16 protein-coding genes are annotated in these 23000 nt (G+C 36.8%); all 16 read left to right on the top strand.

The window, feature by feature from the left end:
• The first annotated feature begins 441 nt into the window (after positions 1–441).
• Positions 442–2301: a S8 family serine peptidase gene (locus HALSA_RS02360; protein ID WP_013405041.1), complete on the top strand. Its 1860-nt coding sequence runs from the start codon at positions 442–444 to the stop codon at positions 2299–2301.
• A 31-nt stretch (positions 2302–2332) separates the two neighbouring features.
• Positions 2333–5524: a YjgP/YjgQ family permease gene (locus HALSA_RS12335; RefSeq protein WP_013405042.1), complete on the top strand. Its 3192-nt coding sequence runs from the start codon at positions 2333–2335 to the stop codon at positions 5522–5524.
• A gap of 21 nt (positions 5525–5545) precedes the next feature.
• Positions 5546–6193 (top strand): LptA/OstA family protein, encoded by a 648-nt coding sequence (locus tag HALSA_RS02370; protein ID WP_013405043.1) that lies wholly within the window; start codon positions 5546–5548, stop codon positions 6191–6193.
• 24 nt (positions 6194–6217) lie between these two features.
• Entirely contained in the window at positions 6218–7687 is a 1470-nt protein-coding gene (lnt, locus tag HALSA_RS02375; protein WP_013405044.1) for an apolipoprotein N-acyltransferase, read from the top strand.
• A gap of 71 nt (positions 7688–7758) precedes the next feature.
• Positions 7759–8511: a hypothetical protein gene (locus HALSA_RS02380; protein WP_013405045.1), complete on the top strand. Its 753-nt coding sequence runs from the start codon at positions 7759–7761 to the stop codon at positions 8509–8511.
• Between the two features lie 125 nt (positions 8512–8636).
• Positions 8637–9299: a hypothetical protein gene (locus tag HALSA_RS02385; RefSeq protein WP_013405046.1), complete on the top strand. Its 663-nt coding sequence runs from the start codon at positions 8637–8639 to the stop codon at positions 9297–9299.
• A gap of 148 nt (positions 9300–9447) precedes the next feature.
• Complete coding sequence (gene nhaC, locus HALSA_RS02390; protein ID WP_013405047.1) at positions 9448–10869, top strand: Na+/H+ antiporter NhaC; 1422 nt, start codon at positions 9448–9450, stop codon at positions 10867–10869.
• On the top strand, positions 10853–11749 hold the full coding sequence (locus HALSA_RS02395; protein WP_420795043.1) for an MBL fold metallo-hydrolase: 897 nt from the start codon (positions 10853–10855) through the stop codon (positions 11747–11749). The genes nhaC and HALSA_RS02395 overlap by 17 nt, the downstream gene beginning before the upstream one ends.
• A 111-nt stretch (positions 11750–11860) precedes the next feature.
• Positions 11861–13189 (top strand): GGDEF domain-containing protein, encoded by a 1329-nt coding sequence (locus HALSA_RS12340; protein WP_013405049.1) that lies wholly within the window; start codon positions 11861–11863, stop codon positions 13187–13189.
• Positions 13190–13340: 151 nt separating this feature from the next.
• The gene (secA, locus tag HALSA_RS02405; RefSeq protein ID WP_013405050.1) at positions 13341–15920 is read left to right on the top strand and encodes a preprotein translocase subunit SecA; all 2580 of its coding nucleotides are present in this window, start codon (positions 13341–13343) and stop codon (positions 15918–15920) included.
• A gap of 5 nt (positions 15921–15925) precedes the next feature.
• Positions 15926–17024 (top strand): peptide chain release factor 2 gene (prfB, locus tag HALSA_RS02410; RefSeq protein WP_238524770.1). Its coding sequence is split into 2 segments (ribosomal slippage): positions 15926–15994 and positions 15996–17024, totalling 1098 coding nucleotides; the frame shifts between segments, so codons are not numbered across the junction.
• A 9-nt stretch (positions 17025–17033) separates the two neighbouring features.
• Positions 17034–19016: a DUF5693 family protein gene (locus HALSA_RS02415; protein WP_238524771.1), complete on the top strand. Its 1983-nt coding sequence runs from the start codon at positions 17034–17036 to the stop codon at positions 19014–19016.
• The gene (gene csaB, locus HALSA_RS02420; protein WP_013405053.1) at positions 19009–20070 is read left to right on the top strand and encodes a polysaccharide pyruvyl transferase CsaB; all 1062 of its coding nucleotides are present in this window, start codon (positions 19009–19011) and stop codon (positions 20068–20070) included. Before HALSA_RS02415 ends, csaB begins: the two co-directional genes overlap by 8 nt.
• Positions 20067–20801: a WecB/TagA/CpsF family glycosyltransferase gene (locus HALSA_RS02425; RefSeq protein ID WP_013405054.1), complete on the top strand. Its 735-nt coding sequence runs from the start codon at positions 20067–20069 to the stop codon at positions 20799–20801. The genes csaB and HALSA_RS02425 overlap by 4 nt, the downstream gene beginning before the upstream one ends.
• A 78-nt stretch (positions 20802–20879) precedes the next feature.
• Complete coding sequence (locus tag HALSA_RS02430) at positions 20880–21728, top strand: YitT family protein (protein ID WP_013405055.1); 849 nt, start codon at positions 20880–20882, stop codon at positions 21726–21728.
• A gap of 36 nt (positions 21729–21764) precedes the next feature.
• A complete protein-coding gene (locus HALSA_RS02435) occupies positions 21765–22988 on the top strand; it encodes a S41 family peptidase (protein ID WP_420795044.1) in 1224 nt (407 codons plus the stop codon).
• The last annotated feature ends 12 nt before the right edge of the window (positions 22989–23000 follow it).

A 23000-nucleotide genomic window follows, 5' to 3' on the forward strand; every position in this document is an offset into this window, starting at 1 on the left:
TACTCTGCAGGATAATGAATTGAGAGATATGGATTATGGTGTGTGGTTTACAAATATTCAATCAAATGAAAATCTTAGAAATAAAATTATAGAATCCAATATCTTAGATGAAATAAAAGAAAATAAAGTAAGATTTAAAACATTCGAATAAAGTAATTTTCAAAACTAGGCTATATATAAAAGTAAAGAGCCGCATTTTTTAAGAGTGCGGTTTTTTTGCTTTGATGAAAAATGTATTTTATAACTATTTACACTTCATTTCTCCAATAATCTAGGTTTAAATCTTCTATTTTGAGAAATTTAATTATTTCATTTTCCAATTTAAGAAAATAATTGAAATTTTAATCAGGAATCATTGCTAGAATTAAATCACCTGTGTTATAATTAAATTAATATTAGATTAAAGATTGCAATTCAATTCTGCAGTAAAAGGAGATAACTATGAAGCTGAAATCCATTCATTCAAAATACATATTATTATTCTTTCTCATCTTAGCAGCACTTTTATTAATCAGTGGTTGTGATAGGGGTTCAGGTTCTAGCTCCATTTCCGAAACTGCTGTTGTTGTATCATCTGATATAGAATCAGTACAGAGCTTTTATGCTCCACTGGGCTTAAGTGCTGCAGAGATTATTGAAAATTATCTACCTAAAAAGGCAGAGATAACTTTAAGTGATGACAGTACTCAAACTGTTGAACTGCACTGGGAGGCTCCTGAGAACTATGATAGTCAGACAGAAGGAGCCTATTTTTTTAATGGTTATTATTATTTACCCGATGATAGTATTAAAGAAATTACTGCTGAGGTGATTTTAAAAGAAGATATTGCTTCTGTTTCAGGCCGACTGAGCTTTGACTTTGCCTTTGCTTATTCTACTTCAGCTGCTAGCTTTAGTACTTCTACTACTTCTCTCAATAGTGATTCATTGCTCAGCAGCAATGAAGAGGAGTATATCATTGCCTTCAAATCTGGAACTAAGCGTGAAGAAAGAGAAAAAATCATCAGGTCTCAAGGGGCAGAACTAATAAAAGAGCTGCCTTCATTAAATGCTGCGGTAGTAAAATTCCCTCCTTTTGCTGTGAATGCAGAGATGAGTCTCGCAGCTGACAGCAGTGTAAGCTATATTGAGCCTAACTATCAGGTACATATTTTAAGTTATGAAGAACCAAATGATCCCCGGTTTGCTCAGCAGTGGAATTTAGATATGATAGATCTGCCTTATGCCTGGTCATCTCAAAAGGGCAAGAGCAATATTAGAGTGGCTGTAATAGATACCGGAATTGAGCTTGAACACGAGGATTTGGCTGCCAGAATAGATAGAGAATATGCCTATAATTTTATTAGTCAAAATTCTAATGTTAGTGATGGTCATGGTCACGGCACCCATGTTAGTGGTACCATTGGGGCTTTAACAGATAATTCTTTAGGTGTTGCCGGGGTTAGCTGGGCGGGAGAGATACTTCCTTTAAAAGCATTAAATGACAGAGGTTCTGGTAATGTTAGTGATCTTGCAGCTGCCATTTTATATGCGGCAGGACTTGATGATAGAGCTGGCAATATGGAGCCGGTTGATATTATTAATCTTTCTCTGGGAACTAGTAGTGACTCAAGTACCTTAAGAAATGCAATTAATGATGCTGCTGCAGAAGGTGTTATCTTGGTAGCTGCTGCCGGGAATAATCAGGGTAGGATTAATTATCCAGCTGCTTATGAAAATGTCATTGCTGTGGGAGCAGCAGATCAAACTGGGGAGTTGGCATATTATTCAAGTTATGGCCCGGAACTGGACTTTATTGCTCCAGGAGGTAATGACAGCAATTTTGGGATATTGAGTACATATAAAAATAATAGTTATCAAGAATCATCGGGTACTTCGATGGCAGCTCCTCATATTTCTGGACTGATAGCTCTACTGCTATCTGATAATAATTCAGCTTCTGAAGTCAAAGAGATTTTAGAACAGGCCAGTATTCATCTCGGTTTTGAAGAGGAGAGCGATAAAATTGGCTATGGTTTGGTTAATGCCAATTTTGCACTTAATAGGATTGATAAAATAAAAATTATTGTTGGTGAGCGCAGTGGAGATAGTATTGAAGCTGCAGCAGAAACCGAGATATCCATAAAGGGTGGAGATTATTTTATTGGTGATATACCTATAGGTGAGTATTCCCTATTTGCCTGGATAGATATCAGAGATAATGGTCTCATTGAAGCAGGAGATTATCTATTGGAAATATCAGAACTTGATTTCAGCCAGGAAATTAACATTGAGCAGGATCTAAGACTGGTTTTTGATTAAAAGAGCTTTATCAGGGTAGAGGGGTATGTTTATGGACGTTAAATTAATGGATAAATACATCTTAAAAGAAGTAAGCTATCCTTTTTTGCTGGGAGTTTTTATCATAACCATTATCTTAGTTGGCAGCTATTTTTTTCATCTGGCTGATTTAATCATAGTGAAAAATGTGCCCTTTTCCCTTGTGTTCAGACTGCTTTTATACAGGCTGCCGGGGGTGATGGTAGAAACCTTTCCCATCGCTGTTCTCTTTGCAACTATGACTGCTATTAATCGCTTAAATAGAGAAAATGAAATAACAGCCCTGAGGATGGGTGGGGTCAGTATTTTTCGTTTGGTGCTTCCCCTTTTTATACTTGGACTTCTAATAAGTTCATTCACCTTTTTGCTTAATGAGAACATAGTGCCCTGGACCAACCACCAGGCTCAGAATATTATCAGACAGACAATTCTGAAAGATGCGATGCCTGATCCGGAATCAGAGGTCTTTTTTCAGGGGCCTCGAGGCAGGCTTTTTTATGTGAGCAGCTACAATCAAAGCAGTGGAGAATTAAAAAATATAGTTATCTATCAGCTGGCATCTGAAGCTGAGTTTCCGGAGGTGATAACTGCTGTTGATGGTTTGGTAGAGGATAATGCCTGGCTGCTTAACACGGGAATAATCCACCAGTATAATCAGGGTGGAGAAATAATTTTAGAAAGCAAATTTAATCAGATGGAAATAGAGCTGACTGATCAGATGCGGGAGGTTATGGGGACCCAAAAGAGTACGGCCGAGATGAGTCGTGGAGAACTGGGTAGGAGGATTGAGCTTTTTAGAAGAAGTGGGATTGGAGTTAACTCCTTACTGGTCGATTATCATCTTAAACTGGCAGAACCACTGGCAGCTCTACTGTTTATTTTAATCAGTCTTCCGCTGAGTTTAAGTTCTAAAGAAAGCAGTACCTGGAATTTTATTTTAACTATTATAATAGTCTTTTTATATTATGTTGTGCTTTCATTTAGCCGTTCATTTGGGCGAAATGAGGTTTTGTCACCACTGCTTGCTGCCTGGCTGCCAAATCTAATCTTTCTTTTCCTGGCTTTAATCTTAATGTTATGGCGTGATTTCTGGCAGAGAATATTAAATAAAAGTCTGGCTGTGTTTGGGATTACTGCTGTGGTAGCTTTTCTAATCCTTTTGCCTGGTAGTGTTAGGGCTGAAGAGCTGTTTTTAAGTGGAGAAAGTTTAAGTTATGATCAGGCTAATAATCTGCTGGAGATCAGCACAAATATCAGTGGTAGGTACGGGAAATATCATATTCGTTCAGACAGAATTGAGATTCAGCTCAAAGATGGAGAGAGGCAATTATTAGATCAGATCGCAAAGGCGGAACTGGAACCGGGGATTATTTCTGGCTGTGATTTTGATCAACCACATTATTTTTTTGATGCAAAGCGGGTGATAATTAAGCCCGGTGATTATATTAAATTATATGGGGTCAGCTTTAAAGAATTAAATGGGAGGCTGCCCCTTTTTTACTGGCCCTATTTATATATTCCTCTGGATAGAGAACAGCAAAACTTTTTTCCAGCGGTGGGATATCATCAAAGACGGGGCTGGTTTGTTAAAACTAAATATTTTTATAATACCCGCTTTAATCTGCCTGGCAACCTCTATTTAGATCGTTACAGTATTTCTGGTTATGGTGGTGGTATCAAACAGTATGTTATTTATGAAGCCGATCAGCAGGCTTACCTCTATTACTATACTCAGGAAAACAGGACAGATCTCAGCGGGCTTTTTAACTGGGAAGCCGAATATAATCATCTCTATCAAAGTGATAACTGGGATGCAGAATTTAATTATCTTTATCAGGATTATGATGAAAAAACAGAAATAGAAGCAGAGCTTGATTTAAGACGTAGAAAAGATAGAAGCTACAGCAGGATTGAGCTTGATTATGATAAAATAGATTATTTTGAGGCTGATTTTCGTGATTCAGAAGAATACGGGCTTGATTTCTATCAGCGGGATGTTATTTTGGGAGGCTTAAATTATATTATTGATTATCAGCTTGACTTTGATAAAGACCCGGAACTCGGACTATCCAGAGAGGAGAATCGAAGGCTTGATCTTGGCTATAGGTTTGAGAGCGGCTGGAATCTGGGTCTGGAATATTATGATGGAGAAAAAGAAAGTCCTGAGCAGCCATTTTTGAGCCGCTGGGGAGGAGAAGTTTCAGCAGAGAAACTTTTTGGTGATTTTAGGCTCGATATTTTAGTGGAAAGGTATGCTCCTTCTTTTGCTGAAGAAGATGAGGATGAGGTTCGTTTTTCTCGTCTGCCTGAAATAGAGCTCAGCTATAATCCCCGGGGTAGCTTTGATTACCTTTTAGCCTATGGTAATTATTATGAAGATATCAGTGATACTGAAGCTCAGCGTTTTAAGGCTCAGGGCCGTTATAGGAACACCCTTAATGTTTTTTCTAATACATATTTTCGGCAAAATCATCTTTTAGCAGCCAATACATATCTAGTAGAGGGTTTTGATGGCTATAAAAATCAGATCTACAGTGAGAATAATCTGCGTCTGGTCAATAATCTGACGGATAAGTTGCGGTTGACCAATGTTTATCAATATGATCAGCTCTGGTATGAAAGCCCTTTTCGTTTTGACAGTAAAGAAGAAAAAGACTTACTGCAAAGTAGTTTGCGCTATAGTCTTCGTGATAACTATGATTTTAGATTTTCTTCTGGCTATGATTTTTTAACAGAATTATATTCACCGCTTGAAGCCAGACTGGAATACTATCCGGTTAAGAATTGGCAGCTTAATCTTGCCACAAGTTATGACTTGAATGAAAAGCTATATGATGATAATTTAATACTAAGAAGTATTTATCAGTCAAAACGTTTTGAACATAAATTAGGAATGCGTTATGATCTAAATAATTCAGAGTTAAAAAGACTTGACAACAGGCTGGTCTTTGAAATAAGTGGTGATTATGGCTGGTATATTGAGGCAAATCTTAGCCTTGATTATGATTATGAAGAGTGGATTAGGGAGGGGAATATTCAGCTCAAAAAGAATTTTCACTGTCGTGAACTTGCTTTCAGTTATGATTATGTTAGAGAGGAGTTTACCCTACAGTATTCGATAAACCTTTTCCCTTCTCAACCAATTGGTATTACAAAAAGTGATGATGATATGATTTTTGATCTCGGTATAGAAGAACTTTTATAATCTGGCTAGGAGGTGCCATAATTGCATCAAAGCAAAAGGGTTTTATATATTTTAATTATTCTAGTTATTTTTTCACTTTCAATTGGGGCTGAAGAAGTGGTTGAGCCTAGAGAAAGTCAGAGTGTGTATATCAATGCAGAAAGTCTGAGCTATCAAGAAGAAAAGACCATTTTAAGCGGTGGAGTAAGAATCAGAAAAGCTGACACCCTGATAACAGCCCTTACTGGAGATCTTTTTCGTTCAGAACAGCGGATTTTTTTAGAAGATGATATCAGGGCAGAATATCCAGATGGTATTGTAACAGCGAGTTTTTTAAATGCATTCTTAAATGAAGAAGAATATATATTCGAAGAAACAGTCCTTTTAAATTATCGGCTATCTGCAGAAAAAGATATTTTAGTCTTAACAAGTCAGTATCTCAAACTATTTGGGAGTGATAATTCTTTTACAGCAGAAAAAGATGTTGAGATAGATTATGAGGGCCAGAATTTTAGGGGAGATAGGGCAGATTATGATGGTCAGACAGAGATCCTTTTGTTAAGCGGTAATGTAGAAATTGAAGAAGATGGTGACTGGATAAAAAGTGATCGGGCCAGCTTTAATTTAGCAGAAGGAGAAGAAGGTTATACTGCTGAAGGTAATGTGGAATTGATGATCAGGATCGATTAATACTTTTTAGATAGGGGTAATTCGATGAGTTATTTGCTTTTAATAATATCTGCACTTTTATTAAATATTCCCAATTATTTTCCAGGGCTATATTTTTCTGTCTGGTTGGGTTTTATACCATTATTTTATGTTTTTGATAATCATCGAAGCAGGGTGTTTTTTAAAGGCTGGTTGTTTGGCTTTGTTTATCTCACAGCTGCAGCATTCTTTTTAGTAAATCCAGTCAAAATATATACAGAATTAAATATTATGATCATCATTTTAATGCTGCTTATAGTATTTGCAGGATTGGGATTGATCTTTGGACTCTTTTTCAAAGCTTACTTTAGTATTTTTAAGGCTAAAATTAATCCTTTTTATTTTGCTTTAGCCTGGCTAGTTTTTGTTTTTTTAAGATTCAGGCTGCTTTACTTTTTCCCGATTGCTTATCTTGCTCCTACTCAAGCGGAGTTTTCAAGCTTTATTCAGCTGGCAGATATTGGTGGATTCTGGCTTCTGAGCTTTGTCCTGGTTTTTCTCAGTGGATTGCTCTACAGAGTAATTTTTGAGCGTAAGTTAAAAGATTTTTTTCTCTTTGTCTTGATTTTTTTATTAATTTTTGGCTATGGGCAGTTTAGACTAAGACAGTTTAATGACTTTGCAGATCAGATTCAGCTGACAACGATAATTACTAATCTTAGCCAGGACGAGAAATGGGAGGCTGAAGATCAGGGTTCAGATATTGATTTTTTGTTGGATGCGGCCGATTATTCAGAACAAAGCAGGGTTGTAATTACTCCTGAAAGCAGTTTAACTTTTGATTTTTATCGGCATCGACGCGGAAGTGATTTATTAAAATCTGTTGCAGAAGAGTTTGAGACCAAAATTCAGCTTGCTTCACTGGCCTCCCATTCTGATTATGAAAATAGGCTTAACAGTTCTTTTCTCATTTCAGCTGAGGGTGAAATACTGGATAGGTATAATAAAACTAGGCTGGTTTATTTTGGTGAAATATATCCTCTGCAGAATTTATTGAATACCATAACTTCGTATCAATTTTCTTCCCTGGAAGCTGGAGAAGAAATAAGAATCTTTTCTGATGATGGTTTAAGCTGGCAGACATTAATCTGTTCAGAGGTTCTTTACACTGATCTTCTTTACTCAGAAATGCAGGAAGTTGACTTTTTAATTAATCAGTCAAATGAAGCCTGGTTTGATAACAGTTTAGCTTTAAAAAACTTGATGTGGAATTCAGCAGTATTGAGGGCTGTAGAAAGCAGAAGACCACTTGTTAAGGCCGGTAACCTTGCTTTTAGCGGCAAAGTTGAGGCTTCTGGTCTTTATCAAAAAACAGAGTTAAACAGCAATTATCATAACTTAAACATAACTTTAAGTGAAAAAGATTCTTTTTACAGCAGTTATTATAGCTTAATTGAGATCTTTCTTTATTTATTGACAGGGCTATTTATTATAATGTTGTTATTGGTACCAGGTACCAATAACTTTGATCTGTAGTTAAGCTTAGCGGCAGCTCAAGGATTTAACTTTTAGTACCAGGTACTAATCATTAAAAGGAGCTGATTTAAATGGCTAAAGAGAAGAGTTTAAAAGAGAAATTAGAAAAGAAAATGTTGACTAAGTCTGACATACCGATTATTGTTCTATTAACAGTTCTTTTTAGTTTTTTTGTTATCTGGCGGTTGAGGGTATATAGTCCTGATCTTTCTCTTAATCTTTTTTCAGAACTGATTGGTGTTGCTTTCACCCTCTTTATTATTGACACTCTGCTTGTGAGATCTAAAAACAAGCTCTGGAAGCTGGTTCATAAAGATATTGATTATTTAATCAGTCGGAATGTTAACAGATTGAGAGATGGAATTGCAACACGAGTCTTTAAGTTTGAGCCAGATCTAGATTCTCAAGTTTCATTTAATGAAAAGATAGAAGCTCTCAGCAAAGAAAGAGCAGACTTTTTGGCTGAAATGGATGAGCTGGACAAAGATGAGCTCATTATTAAAATCAAAGAAAATGATTTCTTCAATCAAGAAAATTATGATTATTTTGATGAGAAAGCAGAAGACTTTTGGGAGATATTAAATATGAAGTATTCTGAGTATTTGGCACCTGAATTGGTTTCAGAGCTGATTGAACTTCATACTGGACTTAAAGATCTCTGCAGTGCAATTAGACAGCATGCTAAAAGTGATATCCTGAAGGAAAACAAAGACTATTATCGCAGTCTTGGTGTGGAATCTGCAGCCCAAAGTTTGGTTGTTATAATTGAAAATTTAAACCAGCTGAAAGCAGCCGGCTATTCAGAAAACGCAAAAGTCAGCTAATATAGTAGGTACCTGAGTAGGTACCTGGTACCAATAACTTTGATCTGTAGTTGAACTTGCCGGCAGCTCAAGGATTAGAGTTTTGGTACCTGGTACATAAAGTGATGTAAAGAGGAGTGGTAAAAATGGATATTTTAGCAAATAATAATCTATATGAGGTTGAAAAGATAAAGGGGGAGAAGATATTTTTAACTGCGATTTTGGGAGATAAAGAGCAGAAGAAAGAGTTAAACTCAAATGATTATAAAAAAGAGGTTGTTATAGGTGATCTGTTTTTTCTAAGTTCAGATAATAATGGAGATCAGGCAGAACATTATGCCGTTCAAAAAGTTAAGGGAAGATATTCAGAACTTAAAGAGTATATTTATTTAAAAATGAGGATAATGCTGGATTTTTATCGCTATAATTATGCTAAGGCTATTTTTCATGCTGAAGAAAAGCCGGCAGCTTATCAAGAATTCGAAAAAATATTGGCTGAGAACAAAGAAAAAATCGATAACTTCACCACCTATAACAGTGATGAAAAGGTTAAGGCTTTTAACCATACAAACTATGAGCTAACAGAGATCTTAGAATCTGAACTTATTTTTGAACAGGAGGAAGGAATACCTTTTGACTGGCAGTGGAATCTAATGCGAATCTATAAATTGGCTGAAGATCAGTATGTCAGCTTTAAGCAGAGCAGTATTTTTAAAGAAAGACAGCGGGGAGAATATTTTAAGATAGAGAAAAAATATGTTGATACCATGCGAAATTTAGAAGAGGATAAGGATTACTTTCTTGATTAATCTCCCAGCTAATCATTTTCTTGACAAAACTTCTTCTACTGAGATATAATTTTCTTGAACGTCCATAATATTAGGACGTTTTTTTGTGTAAATATATTAAATCATAGCTTTAAATAAAACAGAGATAAATCAAGGAGAGATAATAAAAATGACTACTAAAAACACCAGAGAAATTTCATTTCAAATGGCTTTACTGCCGGTTTTTGTGCTACTTTTAGCTGGAGCTTTATCGGTTTTTGTCTGGGAAGTCGGGATGTTGATTCCTTTAATAAGTGGTGTAGTTGCAGCTGCATTACTGGGAATGTATTATGGGAAAAGCTGGAACGAACTTGAAAACGGACTTAAAAATGGGGTCAGCCAGGCATTACAGCCGGTTTTTATTTTGATTATTGTTGGTTCTATTATTGGGACCTGGATTTTAAGTGGTATCATACCAGCCTTAATATATTATGGCTTACAGATTATTAATCCGGCTATATTTTTACCTCTAGCAGCTTTAATAACTGCTGTAGTTTCTACCAGTACAGGGACTTCATTTACTTCAATCGCCACAGTTGGTATTGCCTTAATGGCGGTTGGTAATGGGATGGGATTTGCATCTGCAGTTACTGCAGCTGCTATAATTTCTGGAGCTTTTTTTGGAGATAAAATTTCTCCATTATCTGATACAACAAACATAGCACCAGCTATCGTGGGGTGCGAACTTTTTGAACATATTCAACATATGCTCTGGGATACCATACCAGCTTTTTTAATCTCCCTTGTTTTATACTATTTTGTTGGGATAAATCAGCTGGTTAGTGCTTCAGCTGGAACTGAAGAGATCGCCAGTTTAATTCAGGGCTTAGAAGGAATTTTTAATATAACACCAATTTTAATTTTGGTACCTATTTTAACAATAGTACTTGCCTTAAAGAAAGTTCCTGCCTTACCAGCTCTAGTCTCGGTTTCATTTATCGGTGGATTATTTGCTTTTATTTTTCAGGGTTCAACTTTAAGGGAGATATTTGAGGCCTTTAGTTTTGGTTACAGTATTGATTCAGGACAGCCGATGATCGATAATTTATTAAGTAGAGGTGGGATCACTTCTATGGGAAGTACTATAATATTGTTGATCACTGCAACTGCACTTGGAGGTATAATGAGGGAAGCAGGAATTCTGGATGCAATTTTAAATAAATTTATTTCATTGATAAAAAATCAGAAGATGCTTGGTTTAAGTGCGATTTTTTCAAGTATATTAATTGGTTTTAGTACAGGAGCCCAGATTTTAGCCATAATTATACCTGGGAGTTTGTTTAAAGAATCATATAAAGAGTTTAATCTCCATACTAAAAATTTAAGTAGAGCTGTTGAAGCTGCAGGTACTGTTGGAATTACCCTTGTCCCCTGGAGTGTACCGGCAGTTTTTGCTGCTAATATGCTGGATGTTGATCCATCAGCCTTTATCCCCTATTTGTTTTTCCCGATCCTGGTTATTTTAATTAATGTTTTATATAGTATTACAGGTTTTACCATGGCTGAAGGAGAAAGTGAAGCAGATTTAAAAGGGAGTGAGATGGTTGGTTGATAGAGCTTTAATTAAAGTTTTAGGAACTGCCCAGGATGCTGGTCATCCTCAGCTTAATTGTCAGTGTTCTCACTGCCAGGCTGCAAGGACTGATGCTTCATTAAAAAGGCTGCAGAGTTCTCTGGCCCTAATCGATAAAAAAGAGCAGAAATCCTTTGTTTTTGATGCAAGTCCTGCTTTTTCTGAGCAATTAGATAATTTAAATGAACTTGTTCGTAAAAAAAATTATAGTGTTGATCACTTAAGCGGAATCTTACTTAGCCATGCCCACCTAGGTCACTATCTAGGTCTACTTTATCTAGGAAAAGAAGCATTAAACACCTCTCAATTACCGGTATATTTAAGCCAAAAAATGTTTGATTTCTTAAAGAATAATGCTCCCTGGTCAGACTTATTTAAAAATGGGAATATCAAAGCTGAAGTTTTTGAATTTGAAAAAGAATATAATTTAACAAAAGAGATTAGATTTAAAGCAGTAGAAATAAAGCATAGAAATGAATATGCAGATACGGCAGCTTTTATAGTTAATACTCAAGAAAAAGCTTTTTTCTATCTGCCTGATCTCGATAGCTGGCAGGGCTTTGAGAGAAAATTTAGAGAAATTCTTGCTGAAGTAGATTATGTGTTTTTAGATGGTACTTTTTTCGATAAAAAAGAGCTGGGTGAACTGAGGGGAAGAGATTTAAAAGAAGTTCCTCATCCTCCAATAATAGAGACGATTAAATTATTTTCTGATTTAAATAAAGCTGAGAGATCAAAAATTTATTTTACCCACTTTAATCATACTAATAGAATACTAGATTTAGATGCTAATAAGTTTGAATATGTTAAAAGCAAGCATTTTAATTTGCTGGAAGAAGGTCAGGAATTCAACCTTTAAGCTAAAACTTCCTTTAGAAAAATAATACTTTTAAGGGAAGTTTTTCTTTTTACAAAGCTGTTCTGATTGTTTATAATTATAATGATACCTTATCGAGAGAAGTTGATATTAATGAAGAAAAATATTTTTAACAAAATTAAATATCTAACGGTCATTATAATAATTATGCTTATTTTCTTTTTCTACTTTTTTGTCTTTCAGCCCCTTAAAAGTGAGCTGGAATCCAGTTTAGATGAGAATTTCAAAAACTCTGTGTCGATTATTGAGCTCAATGTTGAAAATAAATTCAGCAGATTTAAAGAAGGTACAGAAAGCTTATCAAGCAGGACAATGATTAAAAATGAATTATTAGCTTATCGAGATGGAGAGGTCACTTTTAAGGAACTGCAGGATTATACAGAAGATAAGTATGCAGATGGAGCAGGTGTTCTGGATAATGTTATGGCTGCTTTTAGAATTACAGAAGGAGAGCTTGTCACGGCCTGGGGAGATAAGGATTTTTCTAGTTATACTGGGTATTTCAATTATGACAGCCAGGAAACTGAACTAACTGTAATTAGAGATCAGTGTCTGGTGCTTGTTAATTCTCCGATTTTTTGTGATGATAATCAGAAATTGGGCAATGATATTGTATTATTTAATTTAAAAGATTTGATGGAAGAAATAAATCGGCAGGGTTTTGAATGTGTGATAGTTGAAAAAAGCGAACTAGAAAATCCGGGTTTTATTACTAATGAAACAATTAGAGATCACAGAAGAATTTTGGACACAGATTATTATTTACAGGCTGAAATGTCCAAATCTCAACTTTATGAGAGGGTAAATAATCTTTCCACTAGGATTATTGCTTCATTTTCTATTCTTTTATTATTAATTGCTTTAGCTTTTTATAAAGTTGTTAAGGATACTTCTAATGAGGTCATAACTGACTTAGAGAATAAGGTAGCTAAAATAACCAAGATTTCTGAAACCGATGATATGCTGGGTATTTATAATCGCTCTAAATTTATAAACATCTTAGAAAAAGAGATTTACAGAAGTCGAAGATATGATAATGATCTTTCCCTTATCATGTATGATATAGACTGTTTTAAAGAAATCAATGACAATTACGGTCATCAGGTCGGTGATGAGATTTTAATAAAGGTGACTAAAATGATAAAAGATCAGATTAGAAAAATAGATTCTCTGGCCCGCTATGGGGGAGATGAGTTTATGATCATCAATCCTGAAACCAGTTTAGAAAAATCCTATCAGCTTGCTGAGCGTTTGCGAAAAGAAGTCAGCAAAATAGAAACAGAAAAAGTAGCTAGTATAAGCTGTAGTTTTGGTGTTGTGGAATTAGAAGCAGAAGATGATATTGACTCTCTGCTTAAAAGAGCAGATGACGCACTATATCAAGCCAAAGAAAACGGAAGAAACAAAGTCTGCAAATTATAGGTACCTGGTACCTATAATTTTTTTTGAATATTTAATTTAATTCTAATCAAAGCCTGGGCCAGATTGATTGAGTTTTGACCCTTAAGATGGTATAATTACTTTGATTGCAGGAATATTAAACTGTGATAAAACTTTAATAGGAGGAAATTCAATGATTAAGTTCCTCAAGAACTTGTTTAAAGATAAGAATGAGGTAGAATTAGAAAAATTACAACCAATTGTTGATGAAATTAATGAATTAGAACCAGAAATGCAGGCACTTTCAGATGAAGAATTGAAGGCGAAAACAGATGAGTTTAAAAATAGACTTGCAGAAGGTGAGACTTTAGACGATCTTTTAACAGAAGCATTTGCAGTCGTAAGAGAGGCAGCTCAACGCTCAACCAAGGAAAAATTCCGTCATTATGATGTTCAGTTGATCGGTGGAATCGTACTTCACCAGGGAAAAATTGCAGAAATGAAAACCGGTGAAGGTAAAACTCTTGCTGCAACTCTGGCAGTTTATTTAAATGCCCTTACAGAAAAGGGAGTTCATGTTGTAACGGTTAATGATTACCTGGCCGAAAGAGATAGTGAATGGATGGGCCAGATTTATCGTTTTTTAGGGATGTCGGTCGGAGTTATTTTAAGTGGAATGTCACCTGCTGAAAGGCGGGAAGCCTATCAGTGTGATATCACCTATGGTACAAATAATGAATTCGGTTTTGATTATCTCAGGGATAACATGTCATATAAGGAAGAAGACTTAGTACAGCGCGAACACCATTATGCGATTTTAGATGAGGTAGACAGTATTTTAATCGATGAGGCCAGAACCCCACTTATTATTTCTGGTCCGGTCCAGGAAAAAAGTTCAGATTACCGGAAATTCAACCGGGTAATCCCCTATTTAAAAAAGGATGAACACTATGAAATGGATGAGAAAAACAAGCTGGTGACCCTGACCGAAGAAGGTGTTAAAAAGGTAGAATCAAAGCTAAATATAGATAACCTTTATTCAGAAGAAAATTTCAAATTGAACCATCAGCTCAATCAGGCTTTAAAAGCCCATACCTTAATGAAAAAAGACCGCGACTATATTGTTAAAGATGGAATGGTAAAAATAGTTGACGAATTTACCGGTCGGGTAATGGAAGGTCGCCGCTATAGTGAGGGTCTTCATCAGGCTATAGAGGCTAAAGAAGGGGTAGAAGTTCAAAAAGGAAGTCAGACCTTTGCTAAAATTACCCTGCAGAACTATTTTAGAATGTATGATAAGCTGGCCGGTATGACGGGTACAGCTGAAACCGAAGAAGAAGAGTTTATCAAAATATATGATATGCCGGTAGTGGTAATTCCTACCAACAAGCCTCTGGTAAGAGATAATATGCCGGATCTGGTCTTTACTTCAAAAGAGGCCAAATATAATGCGGTAATTAAAGAGATCAAAAGACTTTATGAAAAAGGACAGCCTGTACTGGTCGGTACAGCTGATATAGAAAACTCAGAGACTTTAAGTAGAGCTTTAAAAAGGGAGCATATTCCCCATCAGGTTTTAAATGCTAAAAACCATGAACGTGAGGCAGAGATCATCAAAGATGCGGGCCAGAAAAAAAGTGTCACCATCGCTACTAATATGGCCGGTCGTGGTACAGATATCGTACTAGGTGAAGGAGTTAAAGAACTTGGTGGACTGCATGTCTTAGGTACAGAAAGACACGAAAGCCGTAGAATCGATAACCAGCTTCGTGGCCGTTCTGGAAGACAGGGAGATCCAGGCTCATCTCAGTTCTATGTTTCTTTAGAAGATGATCTATTACGTCTCTTTGGCTCAGATAAAATTAATGGTCTGCTTGATAAAATCGGTGTTGATGAAGATCAGCCTGTAGAACACAAGTTGATCACCAACTCCATAGAAAGAGCTCAACAGAAGGTAGAATCACGCAACTTTGATACCAGAAAAGCTATTCTGGAATATGATGATATCCTAAATAAACAGAGGGAAGTTATTTATGCTCAAAGACGCAAGCTTTTAGAAACAGATGAGCTGCAGGAAAAAATCAATGGAATGCTCAAACAATTAGTTGATGATGTACTGGAGATGTTTATGTCAGATGACCTTCACCCTGATGAATGGGATTTAGAAGGGATGCTGGAATATCTGCACGGAAACGGTCTTGCTAAAGGAGTTGAAGCAACTAATTTAGTTGGTAAATCCAGGGAAGAAATAAAAGAAAAGATCATCATCAATTCTCTGGCTTCCTATCAGGAAAAAAGAGAAAAAGTAGATACAGAGCGTTTTGACAGGATTATTAAATTCCTGGCTTTACGGGTTATTGACAGAAAATGGATGAGCCATCTTGATAATATGGATGAATTAAGACAGGGAATTGGACTTAGAGCCTATGGGCAAAAAGATCCCCTGACAGAATATAAATTCGAATCATTTGATATGTTCAATGAATTAACAGCTTCGATCAGAGAAGATATAGTAGAAACTACCTTTAAAGTCGAAGTAAGAGAAGAAAAAGAAGTGGACAGAGAAAAATTCAATCAGGCACAGCTTAATTATTCTTCACCTGATGCAGCCCTTAGCGGCAATAAAGCAGCGGGTTCAAGTTCAGCCCAGGCCAGCAGAGGTGGGGATGGCAGTGTCGGTCAGCAGACAATCGTTAAAGAAGAAGAACCAGGACGTAATGATCCCTGTCCCTGTGGCAGTGGTAAGAAATATAAAAAATGTTGTGGGAGATGATAACTATGGCAGATAGCTTTGAAGATAGATTAGAAGATCTAAAATCCAGGTTTAAGGATTTGAGTGATTTACTTTGACAAGGATGAACTGGAATCTGAAAAAGCAGCGATAGAAAAAGAAATGGCCCAGAGTGGTTTCTGGGATGATAAAGAAAATGCTCGCCACAAATCTCAGCGTTTAGATAAATTGAAAAAAAGGCTTAAGGTGATTTCTGAACTGGAAGAGAAATTTGATGAAATAGAGATCTATCAGCAATTAGCTGCCGAGGAAGGTGAAAACCTAAGAGAAGAACTGGAACAAAGTTTTTCTCAACTGGAAAAAAAACTGGATAACTTAGAGCTAAAACTGCGTTTAAATGAACCATATGATGACCATAATGCGATTCTCTCTATTCATCCGGGAGCCGGTGGTACTGAATCTCAAGATTGGGCAGAGATGCTGCTCAGGATGTACAGACGCTGGGCTGAAAGTAGTGGTTATCAACTGGAAACACTGGAGTTTTCTGCTGGTGATGAAGCAGGGGTCAAGAGTGTTACCCTGCTGATATCTGGTGACTATGCCTTCGGTTATCTCAAAGGAGAAAGAGGGGTTCACCGGCTGGTCAGAATTTCTCCCTTCGATTCATCTGGAAGAAGACACACATCTTTTGCCTCGGTTGATGTTTTACCTGAGCTTGATGATGAGCTTGAGGTAGATATTGATGAAAATGATTTAAGAATAGAAACCTATCGAGCTAGTGGTGCCGGTGGTCAGCATGTTAATAAAACTGATTCGGCTGTTCGGATAACCCATCAGCCCACAGGGGTTGTTGTTCAGTGTCAGAGCCAGCGCTCCCAGCATAAAAACAAAAATGTAGCGATGAAAATTCTTAGTTCCAAACTGCTGGAATTAAAAGAAGAGGCTCAGGCTGAAAAAATTGAAGATTTAAGAGGGGAACACAAAGAAATTGCCTGGGGGAGCCAGATCCGCTCCTATGTTCTCCATCCCTATAATATGATTAAAGATCATCGGACAGATTTTGAAGAAGGTAATGTGGATAAGGTTTTAGATGGATATCTGGATGAATTTATCGAGGAATATTTAAAATATAAATCAAGACAATAAATGAAATAGGTGAATTACTTGAAAAAGCTATTAATCGCCATAATTTTAATTACAGTTATTGCTGCCGGATTTTCTTTAAGCGGTAGAATAAGAGATATAGATCAGACCGATCAGGTAGAGATAGTTCTGGATGGTGAGGGATATCAGGAATTAAAATCCCTGCTTCCAGAACTTAAATTATCTGAGTTGAAAGAGAATGGAGTAAGTGCTCTGGCGGTTTATCAGCAGAGCATCGAAGATTTAATTGAGATCGGCAGTTTAAGAAGGCTGAAAAATATTGATCTGGCCATGCTTGATAGTGAACTGCGGTCTGAACTGGCAGCTGAGGGAATTGAAAACAACACTTTAAGTGGAGGAGCTCTCTTCGTTCTTCTTTCTGATAGTCTGACAACCCAGGTAGAAAATCTTGGCTCACATTTAAATGAAGACTTTGCCGCTGAAATATTTAAGGCTGGCGATTACAGTTTTCTATATTTTCCCAACTGGAGTGAAAGTTTGCTTGAGCTGAACCTTGCCTTTAATAATCAACACCTCGAAGCTGCCAGAGAGGCAGGCCTTGAGGTTGTTTACAGAAGTGGAAACAAGGTTAATGCAGCAGCTGCTTTGGAGAAAAATCTGCAGCTTATTAACCCTAAACTGATCCTTTTTTCTGGAGAAGAGGTGAGCGGTTTTCCTGCTGAGCTGGTTTCTACTGCCAGGGTAATGCAGGAACAGCAGATCAGCTTTGCTTTTGTAGAACCATTTATAGTCAATCAGGCGGGCTCCAGAGAATTAGCAGAGCTCAATAATTATAATCTTTTAAGAACTCACAGTATGCAGCAGGATGAGGTCGAAAAAGCTTCTCCTCAGCTGATAGTAGACCGTTATTTAAGATCCATCAGAGAGCGAAATGTAAAGGTGATTCTTCACCGCCCTTATTTAGAAGGTACTAATCTTTTTGAGAGGAATTTAAATCTTCTCACTTCATTAACTACTGATTTAGAAAGAGCAGGTTACAGAATCTCGGGAGCTGAAGCCAGCCCCTATTTTACCGGCTCACTTTATAAACTACTTTTAGCTCTGCTTGGTGTAACAGCAGCCGGTATTTTAATGCTAAATTATTTTAGTAAATTTAAATATCAAAAGTTTTTAAATATATTCTTCCTTATTTCAGCAGCCGCTTCCCTTGTTTTAATCCAGGGTGGCCAGATTGTCTTACTCAGACAGATAACAGCCTTAGGAGCTGCGATTATTTTTCCTACTTTAGCTATTATGGTTTTTTTGTTAAATGATCAGCCAGGTGGAGAAGAACTGAGTAGAACTTCTGCTTTACTGCAGATAACAAAACGGTTTACAGCTGCTGTATTAACAGCCCTGCTGGGGGGAATATTTATCAGTACAGCTTTAAATAGCAGTGATTTTATTTTTCAGGTTGAAAAATTTAGAGGAGTTAAACTGACCTTTTTAATGCCCCTGATTTTAATTTCATTTTATTATCTTTTTAAACTGGGAGAAAGCGAACTGAAAACGGAACTTCCAAGGTTTTTGGAAACAGCAATTAAGGTTAAACACCTTGTTTTAGCTGCTATTTTAGCTCTAATAGCAATTGTCTATATCGGTAGAACCGGGAACTTCCCCCTTTTACCTGTACCAGCCTGGGAACTAACCTTCCGCAGCTTGATCGAAAGAATACTTTATGTCAGGCCGCGTTTTAAGGAATTTTTAATCGGTCATCCTCTCTTAGTTTTAGCCCTCTGGCTTGGCAGAAAAAAGAGAAATCAGCTATATTTTTATCCCCTGCTTTTATTAGCATCTGTGGGAGTTATTACAACTGTTAATACTTTTTCTCATCTGCACACTCCGATCATGATTTCACTTTTAAGGACCTTTCATTCCTATTGGCTTGGTCTGATCATCGGAGCTATTTTCGTGATTTTTTATCAGCTGATCCAGCATTTTTATAAAAAATATCATTTAGATGAATATCTAAACTGGGGCTATGATAATGAATAAAATTGTAATTTCAGGTTACTATGGATTTGATAATCTTGGTGATGAAGCAATACTGGCAGGGATAATCTCCCTGCTTAAAAAAAAGAATAAAGAACTAAAAATAACTGTGCTTTCAGCTTCACCAGAGCAGAGTGCTCAACGTTATGGTGTAGAAGCTGTCAGTAGAACATCAATTCCAAAAATTCTTGCTCTGCTAAAAGAAGCTGATCTTTTCATTAGTGGAGGCGGAAGTTTGCTTCAAGATATAACAGGATCGGGCTCTGTGCCATATTATCTTGGTCTTTTCTGGCTGGCAAAGCTGCAGAATTGCAAAACAGCCTTTTATGCCCAGGGAGTAGGTCCATTAAATAAAAAGCGGAGCCGATTATTAACTGCTTTCAGTTTAAATAGATTTGATTTTATTGGGGTCAGGGATAAGGCTTCTCAACAGCTTTTAAAAGATATCGGGTTAAAAAAAGACATAAAGCTGACTGTTGATCCGGTTTTCGCACTTTATAAGCGGGAAAACGTTGTTAGACAAAAGATCAAGGGAGAGCTTAAGATCGGGGTTTCTGTGCGCCCCTGGCCGACAAGCTATCTGAACGAGCTGGCTAAAGGTCTTAATGGTTTTGCTCAAAAATATAAGGTGGGTTATCAGCTTTTTCCGATGCACAAAGGCTCTGATGAAAAAACTTCTCAAGAGCTCAAGGAGCTGTTAGATGCTGACGGGGAAATAATTGATCTAGCAGCTGAGCCTGAAGCTGCCTTAAAAGAATTTTCACTGCTTGATCTTTTCCTAGGGGTTAGACTTCACAGCCTGATCTTTGCTTTGATAAATCAGATCCCCTCACTTGCTTTAAGCTATGATCCTAAAATTGAAGGTTTGATTGATCCTATAGACTATTTACCCTTACTAAAACTGGAGGGATTGAAGGCAGAAGAAGTTGAGCAGAAACTTGAGCAGCTGCTTTCTGAGCGTTATACGGTCCGCAAAAAATTATGGGATTTTGCCCTTAAGAAAAAGGCTAAAGCCGAGGAATTTTTAGAACTCCTTTTTGAGGAGGTTTCACTTTGAGAGATTTTTTAACAATATTAAATGTAAAGATTGATAAGCTTGATCTGGATGGGGCAACAGCAAGAATTCGTTCTTTGCTTGGTGATGACAATTCCTCACTTGTGGTAACTCCTAATTCTGAGATGATAGCTATGGCTGCAGAGGATTCGGAGCTTGCTGAGATACTAAATTCTGCAGCACTGGCAACCGCAGATGGAGCTGGAGTCGTTCTGGCTTCAATGATAATGGGAGATAAATTACCGGAAAGGGTAGCAGGATTTGATTTGATCAATCACCTTTTTTCAGATTTAGAGCAGGAAGACTATAATTTCTATTTTTTGGGCAGTAAACCAGGGATCGTTGATAGAGCAGTGGTAAATCTAAAGCAGAAATATAAAAATTTGAATATTGCCGGTTATCACCATGGTTATTTAGATAAAGAGCTGCAGGAAGAAATAATAGCTGAGATAAATGCGAAGGAGATCGATCTTCTTTTAGTAGGAATGGGAGTTCCCCTTCAGGAAAGATTTCTGGCCAACAACCTGGCTAAGCTCAAGGTCAAAGTTGCCATAACTGTGGGGGGAAGTTTTGATGTACTGGCAGGTGAAGTAAATCGGGCTCCACTCTGGATGCAAAAAGTTGGTCTTGAATGGTTTTACAGGCTTATCCAGGAACCATCGCGTTTTGCAAGGATGCTGGCCCTGCCGAAATTTATTTATCTTGTTACAAAAAAACGCTTTTTAAAAAACTGAGATTATGATTAATGACTATGCTAAAATAGAGGCAGAAATTTGCTGAAAATAAGTAAATAAAAACAGGGGGAGCAGCAGATGGTCAAAAGGAAAATTCTAGAATACATAGGGATGACAGTGGGAAGTTTTTTAATTGCAGTTGCTTTAACTGTTTTTTTAGTACCCAATAGAATTGCTGCTGGTGGAATAAGTGGGCTGGCAACAGTAATATATTATTTAACTTCTTTTCCAATCGGGATTACTATGCTGGTGATAAATATCCCTATCTTTTTAGCAAGTATGAAGATTATGGGCACTGGCTTTGGGATGAAAACAATTTATGGAATTATAACTTTTTCTCTTTTTACTGATCTTTTACAACCCAATGTGGTTGCTTTAACAGATGACCTTTTACTTGCCTCTATTTATGGAGGTGTCCTGGCAGGAATCGGGCTGGGAATAGTTTTTCGATCTCGGGGAACAACCGGTGGTACAGATATGATTGCTACCCTGATCAATTATTTTACCGGGATTACAGTTGGGGAGGGTCTTTTGATCGCTGATGGGATAGTTGTTATCCTTGCCGGAATATTTTTTAACTTAGAGGCAGCTCTTTATGCAGCGGTGACCATTTTCATTACCTCTCAAACTATTGATGTTGTTCAGGAAGGTTTACACATTAAAAAAGCGGTGTTGATAATTTCTGATCACTCTGAAGAGATCAATAAAAAAATTGTAAATGAGTTAAATAGAGGTACAACTAAATTCAAAGGTGAAGGTGGTTTTACCGGTCGGGATAAAAGTGTACTTATGTCCATTATTTCCCGTTCTGAGGTATCAAGTTTAAAAAAGATTGTGGCTGAAATAGATAAAGAGGCCTTTGTGGTGATTAGTAATGCTAATGAGGTTATTGGTGAAGGATTTGCAGACATTGCTGAGAAAATATAGACCTTAAAAAATATCGATTTAAAATAATGGAAGAAGGTGGATAAATTGATAAGCAAAATAAGAGAAATTTATCAGAATAAATTTATTGTTTTTATGCTGGCCCTGTTTTTAATGGCAACTATACTGGGTGGAACACTATCAGCCCAGGAAGTAGAGCTGGATGAACCTGTAACTGAAGAGTCACTGGAAGAATCAGATTATACTAAGGCAAATGCTTTTCAGGATATAATGTTTTTGCTGCAGAACTATTATGTAGAAGATGTAGAGCTTGATACTTTGATCGAAGGTGCTATCGAGGGGATGTTAAATAAGGTTGACCGTTATTCATATTTTATGACCCCCAAAGAATTCGAAGAAATGCAGGAGGAATATGAAGGTAAATATGGTGGAATTGGAATCGTAATTACAACTCGTGATAATGAGCTGACAATTGTTTCTCCGATCAACAATACTCCTGGAGAGAGGGCAGGCCTACAGTCTGGTGATGTGATTAAAGAGATTGATGGCCAGGATACTTCAGAAATGTCACAGATGAAGGCAGCTGATTTAATGAGGGGTGAAGAAGGTACAGATGTTATTTTGAAGATTAAAAGAGGTCAGGAAGATCCCTTCGAAGTTGAGCTAACAAGAGAGGATATTGAAGTACCCTATGTAGAATCTGAAATGAAAACAGATCAAATAGGATATATTAGTCTGGCCCAGTTCATAGAAAATGTTGGTAGTGATATAGAAAAAGAATTGGCCGAATTAAAAGAGGCTGGTGCTCAGGGAATAATTCTTGATCTGCGCAATAATCCGGGTGGTATTCTTTCTGAATCAATAGATGTAGCCTCTGTATTTTTAGAAGAGGGTGATATTGTTTCTGTAAGACAGAGAGACGAAACCGAAAGGATACTTGAAGTAAATCAGGAAATGAACTCTGACTCTGAGATTCCTTTGATTGTATTGATCAATAGAGGATCTGCAAGTGGCTCAGAAATAGTTGCTGGAGCTTTTCAGGATTACGAAAGAGCAACTATTATGGGGACAACCAGTTTTGGTAAGGGAGTAGTTCAGTCTGTAATACCTCTGCAGGATGGTTCAGCAGTTAGCTTAACAACTGCCAGGTATTATACTCCTAAAGATAATTATATCCACGAATTAGGTATCGAACCTGATATTAAGGTTGAGTTTGATGCTGATGCTGCAGCTGAAGAAATTGATAATCAGCTGGAAGCAGCTATTGAAGAAATGCAGAGAATTTTAGCTGAAAGAGAATAAGTAGGAGCTGAA

Origin of the sequence: Halanaerobium hydrogeniformans, from assembly GCF_000166415.1 — a bacterium.
Lineage (GTDB): Bacteria > Bacillota > Halanaerobiia > Halanaerobiales > Halanaerobiaceae > Halanaerobium > Halanaerobium hydrogeniformans.